The 20,407-nt window shown below is 37.1% G+C and carries 14 protein-coding genes and 2 pseudogenes; 9 read left to right on the forward strand and 7 right to left on the reverse strand.

Annotation, left to right across the window (positions count from 1 at the left end):
• Positions 1 to 36 precede the first annotated feature (36 nt).
• Positions 37 to 342, forward strand: coding sequence for a DUF4286 family protein (locus IPL24_06270; GenBank protein MBK8363295.1), 306 nt, complete (start codon positions 37 to 39; stop codon positions 340 to 342).
• Positions 343 to 347: 5 nt separating this feature from the next.
• Here the strand turns inward: IPL24_06270 and IPL24_06275 are convergent, their stop codons facing one another.
• The 3 genes from IPL24_06275 to IPL24_06285 form a co-directional block, all read right to left on the reverse strand.
• Positions 348 to 560: a T9SS type A sorting domain-containing protein gene (locus IPL24_06275; protein MBK8363296.1), complete on the reverse strand. Its 213-nt coding sequence runs from the start codon at positions 558 to 560 to the stop codon at positions 348 to 350.
• A complete protein-coding gene (locus IPL24_06280; GenBank protein MBK8363297.1) occupies positions 557 to 1,984 on the reverse strand; it encodes a hypothetical protein in 1,428 nt (475 codons plus the stop codon). The genes IPL24_06275 and IPL24_06280 overlap by 4 nt, the downstream gene beginning before the upstream one ends.
• 150 nt (positions 1,985 to 2,134) lie before the next feature.
• Positions 2,135 to 3,760, reverse strand: a complete 1,626-nt coding sequence (locus tag IPL24_06285; GenBank protein ID MBK8363298.1) for a hypothetical protein — start codon at positions 3,758 to 3,760, stop codon at positions 2,135 to 2,137.
• 103 nt (positions 3,761 to 3,863) lie between these two features.
• Here IPL24_06285 and rsmA point away from each other — a divergent pair, with 103 nt between their 5' ends.
• The 5 genes and pseudogenes from rsmA to IPL24_06310 all read left to right on the forward strand — a co-directional run bounded on the left by rsmA (position 3,864) and on the right by IPL24_06310 (position 9,929).
• Positions 3,864 to 4,664, forward strand: coding sequence for a ribosomal RNA small subunit methyltransferase A (gene rsmA, locus IPL24_06290; protein MBK8363299.1), 801 nt, complete (start codon positions 3,864 to 3,866; stop codon positions 4,662 to 4,664).
• A gap of 44 nt (positions 4,665 to 4,708) precedes the next feature.
• A pseudogene (locus IPL24_06295) lies at positions 4,709 to 5,604 on the forward strand (hydroxyacid dehydrogenase).
• A gap of 166 nt (positions 5,605 to 5,770) precedes the next feature.
• Positions 5,771 to 7,285, forward strand: a complete 1,515-nt coding sequence (locus IPL24_06300; protein MBK8363300.1) for a T9SS type A sorting domain-containing protein — start codon at positions 5,771 to 5,773, stop codon at positions 7,283 to 7,285.
• Positions 7,286 to 7,611: 326 nt separating this feature from the next.
• Positions 7,612 to 8,211: a hypothetical protein gene (locus IPL24_06305; GenBank protein MBK8363301.1), complete on the forward strand. Its 600-nt coding sequence runs from the start codon at positions 7,612 to 7,614 to the stop codon at positions 8,209 to 8,211.
• Positions 8,212 to 8,699: 488 nt separating this feature from the next.
• Positions 8,700 to 9,929: a T9SS type A sorting domain-containing protein gene (locus tag IPL24_06310; protein MBK8363302.1), complete on the forward strand. Its 1,230-nt coding sequence runs from the start codon at positions 8,700 to 8,702 to the stop codon at positions 9,927 to 9,929.
• A gap of 25 nt (positions 9,930 to 9,954) precedes the next feature.
• On the opposite strand, the gene IPL24_06315 is transcribed toward IPL24_06310, so the two are convergent.
• The 3 genes from IPL24_06315 to serA all read right to left on the reverse strand — a co-directional run bounded on the left by IPL24_06315 (position 9,955) and on the right by serA (position 13,237).
• The gene (locus IPL24_06315) at positions 9,955 to 11,223 is read right to left on the reverse strand and encodes an aspartate kinase (protein MBK8363303.1); all 1,269 of its coding nucleotides are present in this window, start codon (positions 11,221 to 11,223) and stop codon (positions 9,955 to 9,957) included.
• Between the two features lie 315 nt (positions 11,224 to 11,538).
• Positions 11,539 to 12,003, reverse strand: coding sequence for a GNAT family N-acetyltransferase (locus IPL24_06320; GenBank protein MBK8363304.1), 465 nt, complete (start codon positions 12,001 to 12,003; stop codon positions 11,539 to 11,541).
• Position 12,004: 1 nt separating this feature from the next.
• On the reverse strand, positions 12,005 to 13,237 hold the full coding sequence (serA, locus tag IPL24_06325) for a phosphoglycerate dehydrogenase (GenBank protein MBK8363305.1): 1,233 nt from the start codon (positions 13,235 to 13,237) through the stop codon (positions 12,005 to 12,007).
• A gap of 205 nt (positions 13,238 to 13,442) precedes the next feature.
• On the opposite strand from serA, the gene fbp reads away from it, so the two are divergent.
• The 3 genes and pseudogenes from fbp (at position 13,443) to IPL24_06340 (ending at position 18,348) form a co-directional block, all read left to right on the forward strand.
• Positions 13,443 to 14,462 (forward strand): class 1 fructose-bisphosphatase, encoded by a 1,020-nt coding sequence (fbp, locus tag IPL24_06330; protein ID MBK8363306.1) that lies wholly within the window; start codon positions 13,443 to 13,445, stop codon positions 14,460 to 14,462.
• A 132-nt stretch (positions 14,463 to 14,594) separates the two neighbouring features.
• A pseudogene (gene mfd, locus IPL24_06335) lies at positions 14,595 to 17,938 on the forward strand (transcription-repair coupling factor).
• A gap of 14 nt (positions 17,939 to 17,952) precedes the next feature.
• The gene (locus IPL24_06340; protein MBK8363307.1) at positions 17,953 to 18,348 is read left to right on the forward strand and encodes a DUF296 domain-containing protein; all 396 of its coding nucleotides are present in this window, start codon (positions 17,953 to 17,955) and stop codon (positions 18,346 to 18,348) included.
• A 115-nt stretch (positions 18,349 to 18,463) separates the two neighbouring features.
• On the opposite strand, the gene IPL24_06345 is transcribed toward IPL24_06340, so the two are convergent.
• On the reverse strand, positions 18,464 to 20,377 hold the full coding sequence (locus IPL24_06345; protein ID MBK8363308.1) for a hypothetical protein: 1,914 nt from the start codon (positions 20,375 to 20,377) through the stop codon (positions 18,464 to 18,466).
• Between the last annotated feature and the right edge of the window lie 30 nt (positions 20,378 to 20,407).

Consider the following 20,407-nt stretch of genomic DNA (forward strand, 5'->3'; position numbering starts at 1 on the left):
CATTCCTGCTAATCACAACTTACCACTCACCAAAATATGATTCTATACAACGTCACCACCAACATAGATGCTTCCGTCCACGAAGAATGGTTGCAATGGATGCTGAATTCGCACATTCCTGATGTAATGATAACAGGAATGTTTTTGGAATTTCATATTCTGAAAGTAGTCAGCGAAGATGAGTCTGGTGGACATACTTATTCTGTACAGTACTTATGCGAAAGCATGGAAAAGTTCCGCCAGTATGAAGACATTTATGCTCCTGCTTTGCGGGCGGAATTTATTGCACGGTATAAGGATTCGACGGTTTCGTTCAGGACGTTGTTGGATGTGATAAAATAAAAAAATTATTCCATTTTAATGTATTTTTTGTTAATTCTAGTTTTTTCATTCTGCAATTGAATGTTATAAAGTCCTGGCGATAAATTTAAATCCGGGATTTGAAGAAATTTATTTTCAGAATAACCTTTGATGGAAATTGTGTATAGTGTCCGTCCGTTCAAATCTGTTAATGAGACATAATCTGTTTTTCCTGCTTCTGATAAATATTCTAAGTTTATATAATTTTTCCGGGATTCGGATAAATTTTAAGCGAAGAAGTGATAAAATTAGTTTCTAAAATTTGTAAACTCAAGTTATTATATTTTATAAAAAAGGAATCAAATAAATCTGTTGTATCTGTACTACGTCCACCAATGCTGTCAAAATTAACTGGCTGAGTAGTAAGTCCTGCTGCATACATATTTCCTGCAGAATCTGTTAATAATTGGATAATCTTGCTTCCTCCGATGTATTCAAAATAATTGAGAAAATTGTAATTTGAATCTAGTACCTGAATAAATGTATTATTATTAGGTGAACTCCTTAAATAAACTCCTGGTCCCGGATCAAAATCAATGGTCCCTTTATATGTTCCTGACACATAAATGTTTCCAATTAGGTCGGTATTAATATTTCCGTGATTTACATGATTATTTAAGGATGCGAAAATATTCTCCATCCAAACTAAATTGCCATTAATGTCAAGTTTGAAATTATATGAAGAAGGAGTGGAAGTGTTTAATGTAAAACAACTATCTATAATATTAGAGCGATAACATATCTCGCTAGAAGAGTTAACTGAAAAAAGAATATTACCATTGTCATCAATATTAAAGAAGTCAAATAATACATATTCTATATCTTGCCCACCCACGAGTCTTGCCCATTTAAAATTATATATAGAATCTAGTTTCAATATATAAACATCATTTCCCATATTAGAAACATTATTTATTATAAAAGTATCCAAACCGGGGTCAAAATCATTTGTAATTGCATAGCTCCGACAACCTTCTATTATAATATTGTCTTCGTTATCAATTTCAATATCGTATACATCCCCAACTCCCGTATTTAAATTAAATATTTCGGTATTTGTTGAGTCCAGTTCTTTTATTTTATTTCTGCAACCTAAGATTAAATTGTTGTTTGGTTTAACATTAAAAGTTTGAATTGCATTACTTGAGCCGGACTGAATTACACTTTTATAATTGCCATTATTATCAAGGCGAAGTAAATAGTAGTTTCCCATACTATCATTAATAAAATTGGTGCCGATCCCTGGATCAATATCTACAGTATATTCGAATGTTCCGCAAAGAAGTATATCATCATTGTTGTCACATTTAACCTTAGTAGAATGGTCAAAACCAGTTCCTCCAAAGGTTTTTACCCATAAGAAATTGCCCGATCCATCTAATTTTGTAATGAATACATCATGTTGTCCATTTCCTGAGTCAGTTGATACAGTTAATCCAGGATCAAAATCAGTCGACCCGGAAAAGTAACCAATTAAAATTAAATTCCCGGCTCGGTCAAATGTAAAATCATTTACAGTTACAATTCCTTCTGAATAATAAATATTCACCCATTCTGGATTCAAACCACAAGCTGATCTAATTGAAAGTGTAAAAGTTAATAATATCAAAAGTAGAATTTTCATATAGTTTGGTTGATTTTCAAAGATAATATTTAATTTATAATTTCATGCAGTTTCATAGTAGTGGAATATTCGTATTTTTGGCCATAGTACAATCTTTTGTTGAACAGTTTCGCTCAGGATTTTGTTGGATGTGATAAAATAAATTATTTTTTACTGCCGTATATATCGATTATAATAAATTTCATTCTCAGTTTGTAAAATGATGTTGTAAATTCCTTTTGCGATTTGCAATTGAGAAATAGTATAGGCTTCACTTAAATCTACATTCGTAATTATGGAACTCCAAGCAGTTCTTCCGAAGCAATCTTGAATATAAATTTTTCCTCTGGACACAAATTTGTCTGTAACCTGAATTTGAATCAGGTCTGTTCCCGGATTTGGATATACAATTAGTTTTTTTGGCTGTGATTCTTTGGAAGAATTGTCGAGTATAAGATGATTGTACTTTACTAAAAAACCGTCTTCATAGTTTTGTGATGCTAAGCTTATTCCACCTATGGAATCGAAAACGCAAACTCCATGAAAATGTCCTGCGCTATAAAGTGTATTATTCGAATTAAATTTTAATCTGCTAATACCTTTTAATGCACTTCCTGAATATTCTGAGTAATTTAAAAATTGATTTTGTGAATCGAGAACCTGTAGATAAGCTGATAGAAAACTGGTCGAAACCATGAAAGTATCAGGTCCAGGATCGAAGTCTACGGGGCAATTCATTATGCCTGTAAAATACTGTACATCGTTTTGATCAATTCCAATTACCATAGTCCCAATGGATCCATTAGGATTATCCAAAATCTGACTCCATATAAAATCTCCTGATTGACTAAATTTTAGAAAGTAAGCAGACTCTCCGGCACTAAAAGTTATAAGACAGGTGTCACTAATATTGTCATTCATACATAATGATTCAGATGCATACATTGAATAGATGATATTTCCTGATTGATCAGTTGCAACATCTGTAAGGTAAGTGCCGGGAGCGTTGCTCCCAATAGTTTTCGCCCACATAAAATTTCCCAATGAATCATATTTAGCAAAGAATCTATAGAAGTTGTTAGGTGGAGAAAGCAAGAACGTGTCCGGTCCGGGATCAAAGTCCGAAGGATATTGAAGATAACCGCCAATTATTATATTGCTTTCGTCATCCGTGATTATGAGCGTTATCCCTGTATAAAGTGCTATAAATTGTGTTGAAATTACCTGCAACGATGAATCCAATTCATATATATATGATCCATCACCAACTAATACGTTTCCGTTTTTTTTAATCGTAAATATTCTATTCAGCGGATGGCTTGCACCAAATGATTGATAAACATGTTTAAAATTTCCTGAAGAGTCCAGTTTGAGAATAAATTTGCCAAGAGAAGAATATAACATCAAGGTGTCACTGCCTGGGTTAATATCCAACGAATCCTCAAAATCACCAGATAAAAAGATGTTGCCGTTATAGTCAACTTCAATTGATTCAGGTCTCTCATATCCTGCTTCTCCAATAGTTTTTACCCAAATCAAATCTCCTTCAGATGTGAGTTTTTCAATGAAAATATTATTCATGTCACTTGTAGTTGGTTGCAAGGTATCAGGTCCCGGATCAAAATCTATTGAATCACTGTAATAGCCTAATACTATTATATTGTCATCAGAATCTATCGCCATGTCCACAACTCTTTCAATCGAATTTCCACTAAAGACTTTGACCCATTCAACTGATTGGCTATAGGAGAAATTTATGCTGGTAAATAAAATTAAAATCAGTATTATTTTTTTCATATTAAAGCTATAAAGGTCTATTCCAAAGATAATTATTTTATAATTGCAAGGCACGAAATTGTAGGGGAATATTCGTATTTTTGGCCATACCACAATCCCCTCAATGAAACAAACTTCATCCGGTGTCAGAGCCAAAAAAGCCCTCGGACAACATTTCTTAAAAGACCCTGCGATCGCTGAGCGCATTGTTGGTTTTTTAGGAGAAAGTAAAGCGTACACCGATATTCTGGAGATCGGTCCGGGAATGGGAATTCTGACGGATTTTCTTTTTGAAAAGAAAGGCTACCGGACGAGAATTGTGGACCTGGATGATGAATCGATCACGTTTTTGTTCAATCGATTTCCGTTACGACAGCAGGATATTATTCATGCTGATTTTTTGAGAATGAATTTCGATGAATTCTTCAAAGGACAGTTTGCTATCATAGGTAATTTTCCATACAACATTTCTTCGCAGATCTTGTTCAAGGTACTTGATGACCGTGACAGGATTCCGGAAGTGGTGGGGATGTTTCAGAAAGAAGTTGCAATGCGCATAGCAGGTGATCCCGGAAGTAAGGAATATGGAATTCTCAGTGTATTCATGCAAGCTTATTACGATGTAAAAGTTGTACTGCAATTGAATGAAACAGATTTCCAGCCACCACCAAAAGTAAAGTCAGCAGTTCTGCATTTTCTTCGGAAAGATAATTTCGATCTGGGTTGTGATGAAAAAGAATTTCGGAAAACGGTGAAGATGGCCTTCAATCAAAGACGGAAAACACTAAGAAATGCAATGGGAGCAATGATTGCAAAAGATGTTGAAATTCCTTTTTCAGGATTGCGTGCAGAGGCATTGAGCTGGCAGCAATTTGTACAACTGACAAATTTTATAATCGAACACCGGACAAACGAATCAAATTGAAAATACTTTTTATAGATACTGCCCACCCTTTTTTATGGGAAAGCATGATCGCTGATGGTCATGAATGCATTGCAGCAGATACATTTTCTCTTGAGGAGATCTATTCGCAATTGCACGATTCAAACGGGATCGTAATCAGAAGTCGTGTAAACATCGATAAAAATTTCTTGATAAAGCTACCGCATTAAAATTTATAGCCCGTTGCGGAGCAGGAATGGAAAGCATAGATGTTGAATATGCTTCGCAAAAAGGAATCGCTTGTCTGAATTCACCTGAAGGTAACCGCAATGCTGTCGGTGAACATGCTCTTGGAATGTTGCTGATGCTTTTCAATAATCTCAATCGCGCCGACAGACAAGTCAGAGCAGGGGAGTGGATCCGCGAAAAAAATCGTGGTCATGAACTGGAAGGAAAAACAGTTGGCATTATTGGCTTTGGAAATATGGGTTCAGCTTTCGCAGAAAAATTGAAAGGATTTAATTGCAGAAAACTAGCATTTGATAAGTACAGATCAGGCTTTGCAAATGATTTTGTTCAGGAAGCTACTTTTGAAGAAATCAAACGGCAAGCCAATGTTCTAAGTCTGCATATTCCCTTGACGTCTGAAACAGAATTTTTGATCAATGAGAAATTTATTAACTCATTCGCTAAACCATTTTATCTGATCAACACAGCACGTGGTAAATGTGTTTCCACGCACGATCTTGTGAATGGAATAAAATCAGGCAAAGTTCTTGGCGCTTGTCTGGATGTATATGAATACGAAGATGCGTCTTTTGAAAAATTCAGTATAGAAGCTGCAGGGTTAAAAGACAATGCGGATTGGATTTATCTGACGCAATCGGAGAAAGTAATACTGACACCGCATATTGCCGGCTGGACGTTTGAGTCGTTGCGGAAAATTGCTGAGGTTTTGGTCAAAAAGATCAGAAATTTATAAGAAGCAAGTTGATCAGCTTAAAATACAATTATTTTTTATATTTGAATCAACAATCAGCTCGAGATCAATGCTTGTAATCATTGTTTGTGAAGGATTATGACAAATCCTTGATAAAAACTGAGGATTATTTCTTTTACTTCGAAATTATTTTTTAAAAACTATCATTATGAAAAAATTTCTACTCGCCATGTTCATTTTTACTTTGACGTATCATATTGGGTTTTCGCAAATCACTTTTGTAAAAGAATATGCCATTCCAGGAGCATTAAGCAACGGAGTTTCTATCGTAGAAGACATAGCAGGTGGTTACATATTCACCGGATTTTCTTATGATTCACTTTCAGATCAGACATATCAATATGTTGCAAAATGCGATCCCGTGGGAAGTATCAATTGGGTTAAATATTATGATACTTTGATTTATGATGGGTCAATGAAAAGATTTGCAAATGGAGATCTTTTGGTAGTTGGTGGGCAATCCATTATGAGACTTGATAATTCAGGAAATGTGATTTGGGCAAAGCATGTTAATGGCATATCACTTCTCTTTGTTGATGCGTTCACAACTACTTTAGATGGAGGAATTATAGCATCTGGTTATAATTTAGTTCAACCGGATTTTTCTTTTGAATTATTCAAAATGGATTCTATAGGAAATCTGGTCTGGTCTATGCAAACTCCTGTGTCTTCTAATCATATAAATTTTAGTAGAGTGATTGAAACTTCGGATGGTGGTTATTTGGCATTGTATAGTGAGGAAAATCAAAATCAAGACTGGCGAATTATTGTAATTAAAGCTGACTCTTCAGGAAATATATTGTGGTCAAAATCTTTTGACGGAGCGGGTTATCATCCTGTTCCTGATCTATTACAATGCAAGGATGGAAATTTTGTTTTTGCCAGATATACTTCATTCGCGGCCACACTGAGTAAAATAGACTCCATCGGAGGATTGATGTGGTCAAAATCATACTTGATAGACGGCATCAGGTTTACAACCATTTTGGAAAAAGCAAATGACAATTTAGTTATGTCAGGCAGCATTAGTGATACAGTAGATCAGCGGATGTTATTCATGGAAACAGATGTGAATGGTAATTTTATTAAAGCGAATGTGTTTAATGCAACATATTATGGGGATGCTGCGGATATCGCTGCTACCAGTGATTCAGGTTATATTGCTCTTTGTAATGATGGAAGAATTGATCCAAGTATTCCGGGGTCATTTAATTTTGTTGAATTAATTAAAATGGATTCAATGTTTCAAAGTGCATGTAATTTTCAGCCGATAAATTTAACAAGTACAAATCAAAGTCTGCCCTTGGATACGGGAGCATTGCTAATTCCGGGAAGCATATCTGTGAATTCAATTGCAATTAATTTTCTCCCTTCTTCAATGAACACATCTGTCGAATGCAAATCAATCAACATCGACGACTTAAACATCGACGATCTCATCGAGCTTTATCCTAATCCGGCAGCCAGCAAACTGAATATTGAAATCGCTTCCGGATTGATTCAGGAAATTGTCATTTACGACCTCACAGGGAAACTTGTTCAGAAAATTTCTACTAATATTGCACAGCTTGAAATTGATATCTCAAATCTGACGTGCGGGTTGTATTTCCTAAGTGGACTCAGCGAAGAACGGACATTCAGGAAGCGATTTGTAAAGTATTAAGGATAGAAATGATTTAGTTGAGTTTTTAAATGTGTTTCCAAAATGGGACACATTTTGATTGAGTGGGTTCGAGCCTTAGAACAGCCTAGTCGACTTTTAAACGAAATAGTAGGTATTAGTTTTATGGTTAAAAATTGAAATTTAATTTTAAGATTTTCATAGGTAAATTACAGATTAAAAGAATTTATTTCCTGGTTTCTATTCTTGTATTTGAAGGGTGACTTTGTTCACAACTTTGACTATATAAATAATGATTTAGCAAATGGTGCAAAGTTTGCCTTTGAAACTTTATCATATTCTCAGTTCACCCATTAAAACAATAGATCATGCCAGTAAAAGCAAAAAAAAAATCGAAACCTGCAGTGAAGGCAAAATCGAAAAAGGCTGCAGTTAAAAAAGCTGCCGTAAAGAAAAAACCTACAGCTTCTAAGGCCGGTAAACCTGCAGCTAAGAAGAAGTCCCCTGCAGTATCAAAGTCTAAAAAATCACCTTCAGTATCGAAATCAAAGAAATCGCCTGTAGCATCGAAGTCGAAGAGTTCTTCGGTTAAAAAAAGCACAACTCCTGTATCAAAAAGAAATCCACAAGCCAACACAAAAAGTAAATCTGCTCCCAAACAAAACACAAAAGCCCAAACAAATACTAAACCTAAGTCCGTTTCTGCTCAAAGTCCGATGAATAAAAAACCGACTATTGCTGAAAAGAGACTTTCATCTAAGCGACCGTCAGAAAAAAATCCTGAAGAGAACAAGTCAATAGAAAAGAAACCGATCAGTAAAAACCATTTGAAAATTCATCTGACTCGGATAATGAGCAATCTCGCAAATCAAGGACGACTGAACCCGTTGAATCAACTGCCCCTGATACTGAAATTCATGGCGAAGATGAACATTTCATTCCTGAAGAAGGCAATGCGCCTCCGGTAACTCCCGAAAAAGCCCGTATTGTAGAAAATATTTTTCATCACCGTGAAGAAGTGGCGTTGAAACAAGAAAACAATAAGGCCCGTCTTGCTACAAGTTCGAGAAAGAATTTGAAAAGGACGTATCGGATGCGCGGGGGGAGATAATTTATTTAGAATTGTAGAATGAAAAGAGAAAAGAGAAAAGTGAAAAGTGTGGCGTAGTCTAGGGACTTTCGATTTAATCAGTAACGCATTTTTCACTTTTCGTTTTCCATAGTAACCCAGTTTTTATAAAATTTTCGAATTTGGAAAAATTCCCAATTAACATTTTATTAGATTTTAATTTTTACCTTGGGTTTTATATTAAAAGTTTAAAGAGTTTTTCGAATATTTAACAATTTGCTGATTGAATCAAGCCAAGCACTTAAAATACATTAAAACTTGAAAATATTATTAAGCATCTTTATTAGTTTTTTTTCCAACGTTTGCTTGGCGGGCAATTGGCAATCTGTGGGTAGAGGTACGAATCAAGGAATTGCAAGCATATATGTTGATTCGATAAACGATAAAGTATATATCGGCGGTCAGTTTTATTTGGCGGATTCAATTCGCTGCCATGGTATTGCTGTTTGGAATGGTCAGAATTGGGACTCAGTTGGATCAGGACTTACAGTTTATCAAACAAATCGCTCTATAATCACTTATAAAAACAAACTGTATTCCGATGGTGGATTTACACCAAACAACACTTCAAATTATTTGGGTCGTTTTGATGGTGTTAGTTGGGATACTATTGGCAATGGTTTAGATGGTTCTGTTTACGAAATGAAAGAAATTAATGATGAGTTGTACATCTCGGGAAACTTTAGAAATGCTGATGGGCAATTCTGTAATTCATTGGTTAGTTGGAATGATACAGTTTTCAACTGCCTGAGTATCCCATTTGAAGGATGGATCGGCGATTTTATTTACTATGACAATCAATTGGTTTTTGGAGGTAATTTTTTTGATAGCACTTCCAATGTTGATCTTGCTTACAAAGATTCTTCAGGGTTTCATTTACTCGGACATCCGATTTACGGTTCAGTTTCGGTTGTAAATTCTATGGCAATCTATAATGGTGATCTGTATGTTGCGGGAAATTTTACAACATCTGACGGAAATGAAGGTAATAATATTATGCGGTGGGATGGCTTACAATGGAATGATGTTGGTGGTGGGACTGATGCTTCTATATGGAAAATAAAAGTTTATAATAATGAACTATATGCTTGCGGCCCTTTTCAAAACGCCGGAGGAGTAATAACAGGTGGAATAGCTAAATGGAATGGAACAAATTGGAGCAAAGTTACTAATGAAATCATTCAACCTATTGTAGCTGATTTTGAATTTTATCAAAACGATATTTATGTTGTAGGATTATTCTCGAATATTGGAGGAGTTACAGCAAATAACGTTGCTAAATATGTAGGTTATTCCGATGTTGATGACATTGATAAATTTGAAGTTTCGATTTATCCTAATCCAAGTTATGATTTGTTATTTTTGTCATTTTCAGGTGACGCTATCCAATTAAAAACTGTAAATATTTTTGACACATTTGGCAGAAGCCAAATTTTCGAAACTAATTTTGCCGGAATTGAAAAGTCAATTGATATATCGAGATTTGAAAAAGGTGTTTACTATTTAGAGTTAAATTTCTACAAGAGAAAAGTGATAAGGAAAATAATTAAGCTATAATGTAAGTATTAAACTTACTTCTTAGTTACTCACCCTTCATAACCACCTGCGCCGTCTGCCGACTCCTCTGCTCCAGCAAAATAGTCTTCCCTTTTGTCAATGCATCAATCGTAGAAGCAAAGTAATGTCTCACAGTAACCAGTTTCAAGTCTTCATTGTAAAGCAAACGGAAATCTTTTTTCAATGCTTCGATCAATCCGGGGATCTTGTATTTGTCGTTGTCGACGCAGACGGAAAAACTGACTGCTGAATTTTGCATAAGATTTATTTTAATGTCGTGCGCTGCGAAGATTCCGAAAATTCTACTGAGCGATTCTTCGGCAATGAATGAAAAATCTTTCGATGATATGGAAAAAAGGATCTGATCGAATTTATAAATGAAGCAAGGAACCAATGGTTTTGTTGCATGGTAATTTCCAATGCTTGTACCTTTGTCTTGCGGTGCTTTAAATGAGCAGACACGCAATGGAATATTTTTATTTTCTAATGGCTTTATTGTTTTCGGATGGATAACTGTTGCACCATAGTATGTCAACTCAATAGCATCGTGGTAACCGATCTGTTCCAGTTTCATTGCATCATCCGATAACTTCGGATCAGCACTCATTACTCCGGAAACATCTTTCCATACAACCATTTCTGTTGCGTCAATACAGAATGACAAAATCGCTGCAGTGTAATCGGATCCTTCACGGCCTAATGTGGTTGTGAAATTTTCTGATGTAGCACCAATGAAGCCTTGTGTGATGATGAAATTCTTTTTTTCAAACAAAGCAGGAATTCTTTCTGCAATCAGTTTGCCGGTAAGGTCGTAGTTTACTTTTGCTTCTCTGTAGTTATTGTCTGTCTGTAAAACATCGCGGATATCCAGCCATGAATTCTCAATTTTGTTTTCATTCAGATAAGCACTCAAAATTCGTGTCGAAATTAATTCGCCATGCGAAACGATCTGGTCATAGTAAAATCCATACGGACGAGTCGGCTCTTCTTCTATGATCCAGTCGATCTCAGTAAAAGAATTCTGAACTTCTCCGCGAAGATCATGATTTGGAGCAAATCCAAGGTCGTCGATAATTTTTGTGTGAAACGTTTTTACTTCTTCTATCAATGAAGGAAGCTCATCTGACTTGCTTACATATGCCTGTACCACTTTTTCCAAAGCATTCGTCATCTTTCCCATAGCGGAAATAACAACAATGATCTTTTCTTTCCGGAACATTGATAGGATCTGTCCGACGTTCTTTACAGAGTCGGCGTCTTTTACGGATGCTCCACCAAATTTGAAAACACGCATTTATTTTTTCGTAATTAGAGATTCGTAATGTGTAATTAGAGTTGTACTTTGTTGGAAGGGTCATTCCGCAATCCGAAATCCGCAATCCGAAATTTTATTTAGTAATTAGAGATTCGTAATTTGTAATTTGAGTCGTACTTTATAGGTAATCTGTTCTGCAATCCGCAGTCAGAATTAATTTTTAGTTCTTCCTAAGACACCAAGAAGTTTCCTTCGGAATGACGTTTGTTGTGTGCATTGGGAGTGTTATGCAAACCCCAAGAAGTTGCTTTCAGCAAATGCTATCATCAATGCCTCCATATTATTCATTATTAATTAAGACCGCGAGTTGATCTGATCTTCCGACAACTTACAGTCCCACCATTCCGCTTCAATTGACGCTCCTAGCTTTTTATAAAAATCAACCGCTGGTGTATTCCAGTCCAGCACCTGCCAGTGTGCTTGTTTTGCTCCGATCTTTTTCGCTTCAGCAATGTATGCATCAAACAATTTTTGTCCGATTCCTTTTCCGCGCATTCTTTCTGTGACGATAAGATCATCCAGATATAGTCCGCGGCCTTTCCAGGTGGAGTATTTGATAAAGTAAACTGCAATGCCTACAATTTCATGGTCAACTTCTGCAACATGAAAACCGAAGACCGGATTTTCACTAAAGCCGTCTTTCTCCATATCTGCAATTGTATTGGTAACAGCTTCCGGTGCTTTTTCAAAAAGCGCAAGTTCGTTGACCAATCGGAAAACTGAAGGTAGATCGGATTTTATTCCTTTGCGAATATTCATCTTAATATAAACTACGAACACGGATCGTGCTCTTTACTTTTTTTAATTCTTCCAATACTCCCGGAGATGTGCTTTTATCAATATCAAGTACAACATAACCGATCTGATTATTCGTCTTTAGATACTGACCGAGAATGTTCACATTCATTTTCGAAAGCAAACCATTGATCTCACTCAATACACCGGGAACGTTTTTGTGAATGTGTAACAAACGATGTGTTTCAGATAGTACAGGCAAGCTCAATGCAGGAACTGACAATGATCCATTGCTGGAACCCGTCTCAAGGAAACTGATGAGCTTATTTGCAACATCCAATCCAATATTTTCCTGTGCTTCCTGTGTAGAACCACCAATGTGCGGAGTAAGAATGACATTCGGCAAACCTTGTATCGGTGATTCAAATTTCTCCGAATTATTTTTCGGCTCGTATGGAAAAACATCTACCGCTAATCCACGGAGATGATTGCTTTCAATTGCACGTTTCGCTGCATCTAGATCGATAACAGTTCCACGACTATAATTGATCAGCATCGATCCGGCTTTCATTTTTTTCAGATTGCTTTCATTGATGAGATTTTTAGTTGTCGGTAATTCCGGAACGTGTAGTGTAACGATATCTGAATTATGCAAAAGTTCATCTAGTGATCGCACCGATGATGCATTTCCCAGACTGAGTTTTGCATCGATATCATAAAAGATCACTTTCATTCCCATATTCTCTGCAAGTACTGATACCTGTGAACCAATATGTCCGTAGCCTACAATACCCAATGTCTTACCGCGCACTTCATAACTGTCAGCACTGTCTTTCAGCCATTTTCCATGATGTGCTGCATCGCTTTTTTCAAAAACGCGGCGCATCAGATTTATGCAATGAGCAATTACTAATTCAGCAACGGATCTTGTATTTGAAAACGGTGAATTGAAAACTGCAACACCATTTTCAATCGATGAATTCATATCGATTTGATTTGTTCCAATGCAATATGCACCAACAGCGATCAAACGGTTTCCTGATTCAATGATCTTTTTAGTTAACTGAGTTTTCGAACGAATCCCAAGTAAATGGACATCTTTGATCTTTTCGCAAAGATCTTCTTCACTCATGGCACCTTTTACAACTTCAATATCGCTGTATCCGTGATCTTTGAATAATTGCAAAGCGGCCGGATGAACTCCTTCCAGCATCAGGATCTTGATCTTCTCTTTTGGGAAACTTGTTTGGGTATTCATATATATAGATGCACTTGTGGTGAGGGCGAAGATAATGATTCGGGCTTTGGTTAAGATAAGCATGATTAAAATCGTTTCATTCCGGCAATCCCGGGATTTATTTTTACTGAAATGCTTGATTTTCAAGAGTTACAGGAGGAATATTGCTTCTTTTTCGAGGGATTCAATTTCAAATGTTAGTTTTGCAGCATTAACGCCATACAAAATGAACAAAGTTGTAACCCTCGGTCAGTTTATTATTGAAAGACAAGCTGATTTTCCATATGCAAAAGGTGAATTATCACGATTACTTCGTGATATCGGAATCGCTGCAAAGATCGTTAACCGTGAAGTCAACAAGGCTGGTTTGGCCGATATTTTAGGAGAATATGGAACCATCAATGTACAAGGTGAGTCAGTGAAAAAGCTTGATGTTTTTGCTAACGAGCAATTCATCGCTGCACTTAGTGCAGGTGGAGAAACTTGCGCTGTAGCTTCTGAAGAAAACGAAGGCCTAGTACAGGTCGATAGTGCAGTTAGTAAAAATGCTAAGTATGTCGTATGTATCGATCCACTTGATGGTTCATCAAACATTGATGTGAATGTTGCTATCGGTACGATTTTTTCTATCTACCGCCGGACTTCATTTTCAGGAACTGTTGAAGAAAAGGATTATCTGCAAAGAGGTGTTGACCAGATTGCTGCCGGATATATTATTTACGGTTCTTCAACAATGCTTGTTTATACAACAGGAAAAGGGGTGAACGGATTTACACTTGATCCTAGTATCGGTGAATTCTGTTTATCGCATCCTGATATGGTTTGTCCACGCAATGGAATTATTTATTCAATCAATGAAGGAAACTATGTTCATTTTCCTGATGGAGTAAAACAATATATTAAATACTGTCAGGTTGAAGAAGCAAAAACTTCCCGTCCATATTCATCTCGATATATCGGTTCACTTGTCGCGGACTTTCACAGAAATCTTTTAAAAGGCGGAATCTTTATTTATCCGTCGACATTAAAATCTCCGAAAGGAAAATTGCGTTTGCTTTACGAATGTAATCCACTGGCTTTTATTATTGAACAAGCAGGCGGAAAAGCATCAAATGGTTTTAAACGTATTGTAGAATTACAACCAACATCACTGCATCAGCGTACTCCTTTATTTATAGGTTCTTCAGATATGGTAACGATGGCTGAAGAGTTTATGGCGAAGTATTCGCAGGTGGAAGCGAAATAAGTTCAATGTTCAAAGTTCGATGTTCAAAGTTAGCTTCGTAGGCGGCTACAAGGCCAACTTTGAACTTTGAACTTTGAACTTTGAACCAGGACCATTGAACATTCTGACTTTTTCCTGTACCTTCGCCTACCTATGGACCGTAATCAACTGCTGGGGTATTATACATCCCGGCCTCTCGTCGTTTCTATTGCTGCAAAATTACAGGAGCCAGTTGCAAATCATTTGCAGATCGGTGGACTGGCGGGATCGGCGGATGCAATCATATTAGCTGCTGTAACTTCTCTTACTACTAATTCTCATCTGGTAATTCTGAATGACAGGGAAGAGGCGGCTTATTTTCTGAATAATATCGAGAATCTTCTTGCCAATAATCATCCATTATTTTTTCCTTCATCATATAAAAGAACTTTTCAGCTCGATGATTCTGATAATGCAAGTATTTTATCAAGAGCAGAAGTGTTAAGCAGATTGAATAAATCATCATCTGTAATTGTAGTTACCTATCCGGAAGCGATAACAGAAAAGTTGTTACGAGAAAAAATCTGGAGCAAAATTCTCATCACTTCGTGTCGGAGAAAAATTATCGACCAGATTTCCTGACTGAATTTTTACTGCATCACGAATTTGAAAGCGTTGATTTTGTTGCGCAGGCAGGAGAGTTTTCTGTTCGGGGCGGTATCATCGATATTTTTTCGTTTGCAAACGAACTTCCATATAGAATTGAATTTTTCGGTGATGATGTTGATAGTATCAGGACATTTGATCCGACAACTCAGCTTTCTGTACAGCCGATGAATCATGTAAACATTATTCCAAATGTTCAGACAAAATTACTGGAAGATAGCCGAACTTCTTTTTTTGATTTTCTTCCTGCAAACACAACTGTCTGGACAAAGGACCTGAATTCAGTTCTGGCGTATATTGAACTGCATCAGAATAATGTCAAAGCTACCATTGACGAAACAAAAACATATTCTTCTTCCAAGATCGATGAAGTATTTGACAGTTCGCAGATCATTGCAGAAAAGTTAGCTAATAAAACAACAGTCGAATTCGGTAACAGACAACATTTTAAAAACTCTGAACTGTTTAAATTTTCTTTTTCACCGCAGCCTTCATTCAATAAAAATTTTGATCTGCTGATCAGGAATCTTCAGGCCAATCATGCGCAGAAAATAAAGAACATTCTTTTTGCTGATTCTTCCAAACAAGTGGAAAGACTTTATGCGATTTTCGAAGATCTTGAGAAGAAAAATAAACTGGAGAATAAAGTTGAGTTCACAACTCTGCTTTTGTCATTACACGAAGGATTTGTAGATCACGACCTGAAACTTGCCTGTTATACCGATCACCAGATCTTTGACCGGTATCATCGGTTCAGATTGAAAAAGAATTACAGCAGGAATGAAGCGATCACACTGAAAGAGATCAATTCATTGAAGCCGGGTGATTATGTAACGCACATTGATCATGGAGTCGGGCGTTTCGCAGGACTTGAAATGATCATTGCCAATGATAAACCGCAGGAAGCAGTGCGACTGATCTATAAGGACAATGATATTCTTTATGTAAGTATTCATTCACTTCATCGTATTGCCAAATACACAGGCAAAGATGGCACAGCGCCTTCCTTACATAAACTAGGTTCTACTACCTGGGCAACGCTCAAGCAAAAGACCAAAAAGAAAGTTAAAGACATTGCGAAAGATCTTATTGCTCTTTATGCAAAAAGAAAAGCGACAAAAGGTTTTGCTTTCAATCCGGATACTTATCTGCAGAATGAGTTAGAGGCTAGTTTTATCTATGAAGATACTCCTGATCAGGTGAAGTCGACAGTCGATGTTAAAAAGGATATGGAACGTGAATATCCGATGGACAGACTGATCTGCGGTGATGTTGGCTTTGGCAAGACGGAGATCGCTGTCAGAGCAGCATTCAAAGCTGTGACAGATGGAAAGCAAGTTGCAGTTCTTGTTCCAACAACTATTTTGGCATTGCAGCATTTTAATACATTCAGCGAACGACTCAAAGATTTTCCATGTACTGTAGATTATATCAATCGTTTTAAGTCAGCAGCGAAGCAAAAAGAAACGCTGGCTGAAATGGAAAAAGGAAAGATCGATATTATCATCGGTACTCACAGATTATTGGGTAAGGATGTAAAATTCCATGACCTTGGTTTGATGATCATTGATGAAGAACAAAAATTCGGAGTAGCAGCAAAAGAGAAGTTGAAAGCGATTCGTGTCAATGTAGACACGCTGACATTAACAGCAACGCCGATTCCAAGAACACTTCAGTTTTCGCTGATGGGCGCAAGAGATCTGAGTATAATAAATACACCACCTCCAAATCGTCAGCCCGTAACTACTGAATTGCATGTCTTCGATCATAAAGTAATTAAGGAAGCGATAGAATATGAATTGTCGCGCGACGGACAAGTGTTCTTTATTCATAATCGTGTATCAGATATTCATGATGTTGCCGGAATGATCCAGAAACTTGTTCCAAAAGCAAGGATCGGAGTTGGTCATGGACAAATGGATGGCGAAAAGCTGGAAGGGACAATTCTGGAATTTATCGAACATGAATTTGATATTCTGGTTGCAACTACAATCATTGAATCAGGTTTGGATATTCCGAATGCAAATACGATCATCATAAATCAGGCGCAGAATTTTGGTCTGAGCGATCTGCATCAGATGCGCGGAAGAGTAGGGCGTTCTAATAGAAAAGCATTTTGTCTGCTTTTAGCGCCACCAATGTCTGCACTGACAAACGAAGCGAAGCAACGACTCAGAGCAATTGAAGAATTTTCCGATCTGGGTTCAGGATTCAATGTTGCCATGCGTGACCTTGATATCCGTGGCGCAGGAAATTTACTTGGCGGAGAACAAAGCGGATTTATTTCAGAGATCGGATTTGAAATGTATCATAAGATCCTTGACGAAGCTGTTCAGGAATTGAAGGATACAGACTTTGCAGGAGTATTTGAAACAGATACTACAACAGAAAGAAAATTCGTTGCCGATTGTCAGATCGATACGGATATGGAAATTCTATTACCTGCTAATTATGTGAACAGTGTTACAGAACGTTTGATCCTCTATAAAGAACTCGACAGTATTTCCACAGAAGAAAAGCTGGAGGAGTTTGCGGTGAAACTGAAGGATCGGTTTGGGCCAATTCCAAAGCAAGCCGAAGAACTTTTAGCAACGATCAAGTTAAGATGGCTTGCAGAAAAATACGGATTTGAAAAAGTTGTTCTGAAAAACATGCGATTCATCGGTTACTTCATCAGTAATCAGGTCTCACCATTCTACCAGTCTGAAGTATTCAATCAGGTACTAAAATATGTACAAAAGCATTCTCACAAAGTTAAACTCCGCGAAGAGAAATCTAAACTTTCTCTGACTGTAAGAAATATTGATACGGTAGATGAGGCAATAGCTTTTTTGAAAACCATTTCAGAATAATAAAATCCAATACTATGAAACTATTTTCCTTCCGCCTTACCTCGGGAACCGATCTTAAACATGAACTCGAAGCCTTTGCTGCCAAAGAAAAACTGGATGCAGCATTTGTAATTACCTGTGTAGGCAGTTTGACAGTTGCTGCAATTCGTTTTGCTGGCAAATCTGAAACATCATCCGTGGCCGGACCATTGGAAATTACTTCTCTCACAGGTACATTTTCAATTCAGGGATCTCACTTTCATATTACAGTAACAGACGAAAACGGAAAAGCAACCGGTGGACATTTAAAGGAAGGAAGTATTGTCCGGACAACAGCAGAACTTGTGATTGGAACTCATGATGAAGTTGTATATACTCGTGAGAAGGATTCGGCGAGTGGATATATGGAGTTAAAGGTGGTTCAAAAATGAAGTGTTTTGGTATTCAAAGGTGTTACAAGTAATTTTTTTTATCACTAAGAACACTAAGAACACAAAAGGGCACGGAATTATTCCGTGCCCTTTTGTGTTCTTAGTGTTTATATTTTTAATTATTAAGAGTAATCCGGATTTCCCCTTCCGCTAATTCAAAAATAACAAGCTTCCCATCCACAGAATATTTTCCACCACCAACAATTGAAGTTGGAGTAGAGCGGAGTGGAAGCATGATTGCAAGTCCTTCCATACGTTTTGGGACATTCACTTTTACAACACGACTTCCACCTTCAGATGTAATGTCTATCGTTACTTCATTTCTTGCTGCCCACCACAAACCAAAATCTTTGAAACTTCCTATCCATGCAAAGTCTTTAACTGCTTTTACGAAATCTCTTTCAATCTGCCAGCCGATCTCATTCGGATGAACCTGTCCGATGAAACAACCACCGTAGCGTGCGATCTTTTTCGCTAATTTAATTGCTGATGCAGTACGTGAAAGATCAAACGGCGGAACTTCATCGTCGTCAGTAACCGGAAATTCAAAAGCTTCTACTTCAGAATCGTATTCGCGGTTATGATTCATCTGAAACGGTAAATGTGTAAGCGCTAAATTAGCTGGTACTGATGAACTGAACCGATACCCACTTGCAAGTAAACTTTGCGGATATGTAAATGGTACATAAGAGTAAGTTGAACGGAATGCAGAAGTATTATTTCCCGGAATAAAATGATCAAGTAGATAACGACTTACGCGCATCTCTCCGAAGATAGTGCCGTGATATGTTTTTTCGTATGCTATAACATAGGGACGATAATCAGGATAAACTTCATCACCTGTTCCTTGCTCGAACTGATCAAATAATGGTGAACCGGAAACAGTGTTACTTTGAATATCCATTCCTGTTGCACCGATTGCTTTTAAATTATTGATGTCTTCATTAGAAAATAAAATTCCACTCGTTCTGTCGCGGATATATTGTGTCTGGACAAAGAACGTTGAACGTATTCCTGATTCTTTTTCTTTTCTGGCGAAAGATGCTGATTGTTCTAAAGCACGTTTAAAGTTTACGTTATGCGTTATACAAACTGAAAGATCTTTGTTGTAGGGAACTGTGGAAACATAAGCGGCATCTCTGCTGCTGGCTATGTAAATATTTTTGATCAGGCGAAGTAAGACATCGAGTGTAGGTTCAAAACTATTCGCCGGCGACCGGTTATAATCTTCGTGACGGATATTGTGACCTTTCAGGATCAGATAACCGAGATCAAATCCCAGTGCATAAGCATTTCCGTTCTCATAGAATCGCTGCGTGATAGCTGCTGATTTATCTTCGTACGTTGCAATAGGAGCAAGACGTGGTTTAGAATAACTGTAAGTACCAATGGTCTCTTTAAACTTTTCTTTATTGCCAATAGAAATGTGAGTTTCTTTGTCGTCTCTGAATTCTTTTGTGATCTCATTGGAACTATCACGACCAACAACAATTTCAAAATGTTGTTTACTTGGAACAGGTTCATCGAAACCAAAAACTTCATTCAAAGCTCCGAGTACTTGTGATCCTATCAATGTTCCGCCATCACGTGGAAATGCAGCAAGTGCCTGTAAAGCATCAGGTGAAAGTGAAGCTCCCGAAACAATTGGATAAACCATTACTACTTTACTCTGAAGCGCACGTCGATAATCGGTAGTGATCAGAAAAGGAACACCGATGGATTTTAATCCATGTGCAAGTCCCAACCATGATGCTGTTGTATCAGTCAGAAGTATAGCAAGTCGGCTCGAACTTCCTGCAGAATATTTTGTCCATGAAGTAGAAACTTTTGTTTGTAACACAGACTTATCTTCCGGGCCGCGAACACCATTAACTACAAAGACTTCGTTCTTACGAACATCATAAGATTCCGGATATTCATTTTTTTTCAATGCTCCGATTTCATCACCCTGCTTGTCTGAGCCGCATCCTGAAGAAAAACAGAATGCAATCAGTGCTAAAAAAGCGTACGATAAATTTTTTGTAATCAAATTTTTAAACATGTGGTGGGTAAGGGTCTT

Source organism: Bacteroidota bacterium (genome assembly GCA_016711505.1).
GTDB lineage: Bacteria > Bacteroidota > Bacteroidia > AKYH767-A > 2013-40CM-41-45 > JADKIH01.